Genomic DNA, 6237 nt, shown 5'->3' on the forward strand with positions numbered 1-6237 from the left:
TGAACCCAGACTAGGAGATGAAGCTGTGAAACCCTGCGCTTCGTCCTCGGCTCGAAAGTGGAGACCCGGATGCCCGTAACCGACCTGCGCGCTGGAATCGTCGTCGACCGTGAGGGAGAGCGATGATCCAGGATGCGCTGCTGCGCGCGGCCGTGTGGGTCACCGCCGCCACGCCCTCCCCGACGCCGTCCGGCGCTCCGAACGCCGACCAGGTCACCCCTGGTGTCGTCGGCTTCGTGGTGACGTTCCTGGTCGCCGTCGCCGCCGTGCTGCTCGCGCTCGACATGACGCGGCGCATCCGGCGGGTGCGCTACCGCGCAGAGATCGCGGAGAAGCTGGACGCCGAGCAGGCGGAGCAGGACGGTCAGGCCGGTCAGGACGACAGCGAGCGCTAGCGCGCCGGCTCAGCTCCCGTTAGTTCAGCCCCCGTTGTAGACCGGGTGCAGGGCGATCAGCAGCACCGCCGTCCAGTGGCAGAGAAATGCCAGCACCGTCAACGTGTGGAAGATCTCGTGGAAGCCGAAGACCCCGGGGAACGGGTTCGGCTTCTTGACGCCGTAGATGACCGCGCCGATCGTGTAGAGCAGGCCGCCGACGAGCACGAGCACCATCATCGCCGCGTTCGCGTCGAGCAGGTCGACCACGTACATCAGCGCGCCCCAGCCGAGGGCGACGTAGAGCGGGACGTACAGCCAGCGCGGGGCGTTGATCCAGAACACGCGGAACGCGATGCCGATCAGCGCGCCGGCCCAGACCAGCGTGAGCAGCAGGAAGCCTTTGCTCGGCGGCAGAGCGAGCACGGCGAGCGGCGTGTACGTTCCGGCGATCAGCAGGAAGATGTTGGCGTGGTCGATCCGCTTGAGGATGATCTTGACGCGCGGCCGCCAGTTGAAGCGGTGGTACAGCGCCGAGTTGCCGAACAGCAGCAGCGAGGTGAGCACGAACACCGCGGACGACCACTTGGCCGGTGCGCCCTCGGCGAGGGTGATGAGCACGATGCCGGCCGCGATGGTGACCGGGAAGGTGGCCGCATGGATCCAGCCGCGCCAGGTGGGCTTGATCTCCGTGGGGTCGGCGATCGACGCATCCAGCAGCGGGATGTTCGGAAGGTCGGGTCCCCGGTTCTCGTCGGCTTTCACGGCCGCGTCCGCCGGGCCGAGAGAGTCGGCCGGTTCGGCGAGCACGTCGGCCACGTCTTCCTGCTTCTGGCTCTTTCGGGGTGTCATGGAGCAAGCGTACGGGAGCAGCGTGATCTCGCGCTGTGAGTTCGACGCCGCGGGTCGCGGTAACGTACTTCCGTGAGCAGATGGAGTTTCCCCCTCGGACGTGGGCTGCTCTACGGTCTCTACCAGAACAGGCTCAAGCGCAACCTGCCCGCCGAGTCGATGCCCCGCCACGTCGCGATGATCATCGACGGCAACCGCCGCTGGGCACGTCAGCTCGGGCTCACGACGGTCGCCCACGGGCACCGTGCGGGAGCGGCGAAGATGCGCGAGTTCCTGGAGTGGTGCGACGACCTCGGCATCCAGGTCGTCACTCTCTACCTGCTGTCCAGCGACAACCTGAGCAACCGGGAGAGCGGCGAGCTCTCCGACCTCATCGAGATCATCGCGGAACTCGCCGAGGACCTCTCCCACTACCGCGACTGGCGGGTGCAGCACGTCGGTTCGACCGCCGGCCTCCCGGAGCCGCTGGTCGCCGCACTGACCGGTGCGGAGGACCGTACGGCCAAGAACACCGGCCTGCACGTGAATCTGGCGGTCGGCTACGGCGGCCGCAAGGAGATCACCGACGCGATGCGCGACATCGTCGCCGCCCACCACGCCAAGGGCGGCAGCCTGGAGACCCTCGCCGACCTGCTCACCCCCGACCTCATCGGCGAGCACCTCTACACGGGCGGCCAGCCGGACCCCGACCTCGTCATCCGCACCTCCGGAGAGCAGCGCCTCAGCGACTTCATGCTCTGGCAGAGCGCCCACAGCGAGTTCTACTTCGTGGAGGCGCTGGGGCCGGACCTGCGCGAGGTGGACTTCCTGCGTGCGGTGCGCGATTACTCGCGCCGCCAGCGTCGCTACGGGGGGTGACCCTCCGGCTGCTCCGTCCCGCCCCGGCGCTGCCCCGAGGGACGGGATGCGGTCGCTGCTAGGGTCGGAGACGATCCGCCGGGGAGCGGATGAGTGCGAACGACACGACCAACGGGGGTTCTGATGGGTGCGGCACGACAACTCGCGGTCTCGGCCTGGCGCGCCGACGACACCCGGATGCGCGCGGCGGCCTGGATCGCATCCGCCGCCGCCCTTCTCGGCATCGGCCTCACATGGTCGGCCCTCCGCGTGATCGGCCTCTACGCTCTCTGGACCGTCGGGATGGACGAAGGTCTGCTCTTCACGGCCGAGTTCGGCACGCGCGCGGTCCTGCTCGGCGCCACCGTGGTGTGCGTGGTGCTCGGCGTAGCACGGCGCGGGCGCGACGGCTCCGGGCGCGACGGCTCCGGGCGCGGCGCGCTCGTCACGGCGATCGTGCTGGCCGTGCTGATCGTCGCGGCGCAGGTCCAGCAGGTGGCGGTCGCCGTGCACTTCGCCTGGAGTGCGCTGTTCAGCGTGACCACGCTGACCTGGCTGGGATTCGCGGCGCTGACGATTGCCGCGTGTGTGCTCGCTCTGACGGCGCGTCGGCCGGTGGCGGTGCGGGGTGTGCGGGTGCCGTCTTCGACCGTGACGGGGAGCATGGACGCCGTGGGCGCTGCGGACGCGGGCAACGCCGGAGCGGCGGCCCGGTTCGTGTGGTTCTCGGTGGGGGCGGCGTTCGTCGCGTTCGTGGCGAGCATCCTGGTCGTCGCGCAGGCTCTGATCGTGCCGAACGCCTGGGGTCCTGCGCTGGTGGCTCTGGTGCACGCCTGGGTGACGGTGATCGCGGTGGCCGTGCAGGTGATCGCCGCGCTGTTCGTGGTGCGCGGTTCGGCGCTCGGTCGCCTCGTCGTCAGCGCGGTCGCGGTGGTCCTCCTCAGCGACCTGACCGAGACGTCCATGCTCGGGATGTGGCCGGACGGCAGCGACGCCGACGCCGGCGTCTCCGGCGCGGGGATCCTCGTCGCCACGATCGCCGCCGTCGCTGCGGCCGTGGCGCTGTGGCTGCCGCCGGTGTCGCGGTGGCTGGCCGGTGCCGGGGCGGGCGCGGTCGGGGACGGGCGTGTGGGGGAGCCGGTGCGTTCGGTGGTGTGATGCGGGTGGGCACGATCCACCCTCCCGGCTGACAGAATGTTCCGGGAGGTCACCACACAATGACGACGACGATCGACGAATTCGCCCGCACGTTCTCCGAGGAGTCCGGCTACCTCGACTACGGCCGGGTCGGACCGATCTCGGCGACCGCCCTCGCGGAAACGCTCGGGCAGTACGAGATTCTCGCCAAGGCGCGGTTCGGCAGCATCGGACGGATGCAGGCCGAGGATCAGCGGGTGCGGGATGCGGTGTCGGCGTTGACGCGGTTCCCGTCCGATCAGGTGGTGTTCCAGCCGACGGCGTCGATCGGGCTCATGCATGCCGCGTTCGGTCTGACCGGGGGCGAGGTGCTGCTGTCTGCGGCGGAGTTCCCGAGCATCACGTATGCGGCGGTGCGCGCGTCGCAGGCGATGCGGGTGGTCACGCCGACCTGGCTGGAGACCGACCACCAGCGTGTCACTCCTGCGCGCATCCGGGAGCAGTTGACGCCGAACACGACGGCGGTGATGGTCAGCCTGGTCGACTCGCGCACCGGGTATCTGGCCGACATCGACGGCATCCGCCAGGTGATCGGCGACCGGCTGCTGATCGTGGATGCGATCCAGGGCTTCGGGGTGGTGGACGCGCCGTTCGAGGTTGCGGACATCGTCGTCTCCGGCGGCCAGAAGTGGACGCGCGCGGGCTGGGGGACCGGGTTCCTCGCGGCGAGCGAGCGCGCCATCGAGCATCTGACGCCGGTGTTCAGCGGGTGGACGGGCGCCGACCTCGACGGGTCGTGGGACGAGGTCGGGGAGCCGAGCAACAGCACGCGCGCGTTCAGCATCTCCAACCCGGACCCGATCGCCCAGGCCCGGTTCGCCGCGGCACTGGAGGACATCGCGGCGGTCGGCGTTCCGGCGATCAGCACTGCGATCGGCGACGGCGTCGAGCGGGTGTTCGAGCTGGCGGACGAGTACGCGATCCCGGTCGCGTCGTCGCGCAACGCGGCGGAACGGGCGGGGATGGTCGTGCTCGAGCCGCTGCCGGAGCAGCTGACGGCCCTCAGCGCGTCCCTGTTCAACCACGGGATCACCGCATCCATCCGGGCGACCAACGTGCGCCTGTCCGTGCACGCCGGCACGACGGACGAGACGTTCGACATGCTGCGCGGCGCGTTCACCTCCTACGCGTCCGCCTCCTGACCCGGGCGCCCGCGTCCCCACGCCTCTCTCGCCCGAGGTCCCGCGCAATCGAGCCGGGAGTTATGTAAGCCACCCACGGCGTTTCGCGTACACAAGTCCCGGCTCGATCGCTCCGGCAGCGGGGGACCCGAAGTGGGGGCGAAAGTTCACCTGATGGAAACGCGCGACGGCGGTGTGTCGCGGTGGCCTGTCGGTGGGTCGGCGTAGGTTCGGCTTATCGGGCACGGAGCCCGATCGAGACGGCCACGTAAGTTCGTTTCGACACCCACCGGCCGACTCGCCAAACAGATCCGCCCGCTCCACGGAGCGAGCGGGGTGGGAGTGGTCGTGGCTGAATCAGGTACCCGACAGTTCGAGTCGACCGACAGCGGAACCAACCAGGCGGAGCGCACGTATGTGCTCGACACCTCGGTCCTGCTGTCCGACCCCCAGGCGATCTTCCGGTTCGCCGAACACGCTGTCGTCATCCCCGTCGTCGTCGTGAGCGAACTGGAGGGCAAACGCAACGATCCCGAGATCGGCTACTTCGCGCGGCAGGCATTGCGCAATCTGGACGAGCTGAGGATCCAGCACGAACGGCTCGACTTCCCCATCCCGGTCGGGGACGGCGGCTCGCTGCGGGTGGAACTCAACCACTCCAACATGTCGGTTCTGCCCAGCGGGTTGCAGCTCGGGGACAACGACTCCCGCATCCTGGCGGTGGCGCTCAACCTCGCCAACGACGGGCTGGCGGTCACGGTCGTCTCCAAAGACCTCCCGCTGCGCGTCAAAGCGGCCTCGATCGGCCTCGCCGCCGAAGAGTACCGCCACGAACTCGCCGTCGACTCCGGATGGACGGGCCTCGCCGAGATCGACCTCGGCAGCGACGCGATGAGCGACCTCTACGAAAACGAGTGGATGCGCACCGACCTCGTGCGCGGGATGCCCGCCAACACGGGCCTCATCGTCCACTCCGATCGTGGTTCGGCCCTCGGGCGCGTGGTCGCGGACGGCGAACTGAAGCTCGTCCGGGGCGACCGGGACGTGTTCGGCCTGCACGGGCGCTCGGCAGAACAGCGCCTGGCGATCGACCTCCTCCTCGACCCGGAGATCGGCATCCTGTCCCTGGGTGGCCGCGCGGGAACGGGCAAATCGGCGCTCGCACTGTGCGCCGGCCTGGAGGCGGTGCTGGAGCGGCAGCAGCACAAGAAGATCATGGTGTTCCGTCCGCTGTACGCGGTCGGCGGCCAGGAACTCGGCTACCTCCCCGGCGACCAGGGCGAGAAGATGAACCCCTGGGGCCAGGCGATCTTCGACACGCTCGGAGCGCTGGTGTCGCAGAACGTGCTCGACGAGGTGCAGGACCGCGGCATCCTCGAGGTGCTGCCGCTCACGCACATCCGGGGCCGCTCGCTCCACGACGCGTTCGTGATCGTCGACGAAGCGCAGTCGCTCGAACGGAACGTGCTCCTCACGGTGCTCAGCCGCGTCGGGCAGAACTCGCGCGTGGTGCTGACCCACGACGTCGCCCAGCGCGACAACCTCCGCGTCGGACGGCACGACGGAGTCGCCTCGGTGATCGAGACGCTCAAGGGCCACCCGCTGTTCGCGCACGTGACGCTCACCCGCTCGGAGCGGTCGGCGATCGCGGCGCTGGTGACGGAGATGCTGGAAGGGAACGAAGTGATGTGACGCCGGCTCGCCGGCTGGCGCTGCGCGGGTCTGGGAGACGACTGGATGCGCGCGGAGGGCGGCAGCGGTAGGCGGCGGTAGACGCGCGCGGCGGGGGGGGGGGGGGGGGGGGGGGGGGGGGGGGGGGGGGGGGGGGGGGGGGGGGGGGGGGGGGGGGGGGGGGG

6 protein-coding genes are annotated in these 6237 nt (G+C 70.0%); 5 read left to right on the top strand and 1 reads right to left on the bottom strand.

What is annotated here, in order from left to right:
- The first annotated feature begins 122 nt into the window (after positions 1–122).
- A complete protein-coding gene (locus AC1ROC_RS13920) occupies positions 123–395 on the top strand; it encodes a hypothetical protein (RefSeq protein ID WP_085371142.1) in 273 nt (90 codons plus the stop codon).
- Between the two features lie 24 nt (positions 396–419).
- Here the strand turns inward: AC1ROC_RS13920 and trhA are convergent, their stop codons facing one another.
- Positions 420–1226, bottom strand: coding sequence for a PAQR family membrane homeostasis protein TrhA (gene trhA, locus AC1ROC_RS13925; RefSeq protein WP_493000830.1), 807 nt, complete (start codon positions 1224–1226; stop codon positions 420–422).
- 72 nt (positions 1227–1298) lie between these two features.
- On the opposite strand from trhA, the gene AC1ROC_RS13930 reads away from it, so the two are divergent.
- The 4 genes from AC1ROC_RS13930 (at position 1299) to phoH2 (ending at position 6073) form a co-directional block, all read left to right on the top strand.
- The gene (locus AC1ROC_RS13930) at positions 1299–2084 is read left to right on the top strand and encodes an isoprenyl transferase (RefSeq protein ID WP_168689756.1); all 786 of its coding nucleotides are present in this window, start codon (positions 1299–1301) and stop codon (positions 2082–2084) included.
- A 123-nt stretch (positions 2085–2207) separates the two neighbouring features.
- Entirely contained in the window at positions 2208–3221 is a 1014-nt protein-coding gene (locus AC1ROC_RS13935; protein ID WP_493000832.1) for a hypothetical protein, read from the top strand.
- Positions 3222–3280: 59 nt separating this feature from the next.
- The gene (locus AC1ROC_RS13940; RefSeq protein ID WP_493000834.1) at positions 3281–4402 is read left to right on the top strand and encodes an aminotransferase class V-fold PLP-dependent enzyme; all 1122 of its coding nucleotides are present in this window, start codon (positions 3281–3283) and stop codon (positions 4400–4402) included.
- Positions 4403–4723: 321 nt separating this feature from the next.
- On the top strand, positions 4724–6073 hold the full coding sequence (phoH2, locus tag AC1ROC_RS13945) for an RNA 5'-3' helicase PhoH2 (RefSeq protein ID WP_085371137.1): 1350 nt from the start codon (positions 4724–4726) through the stop codon (positions 6071–6073).
- The last annotated feature ends 164 nt before the right edge of the window (positions 6074–6237 follow it).

The organism is Leifsonia sp. GW821-FHT13C05, assembly GCF_058806515.1.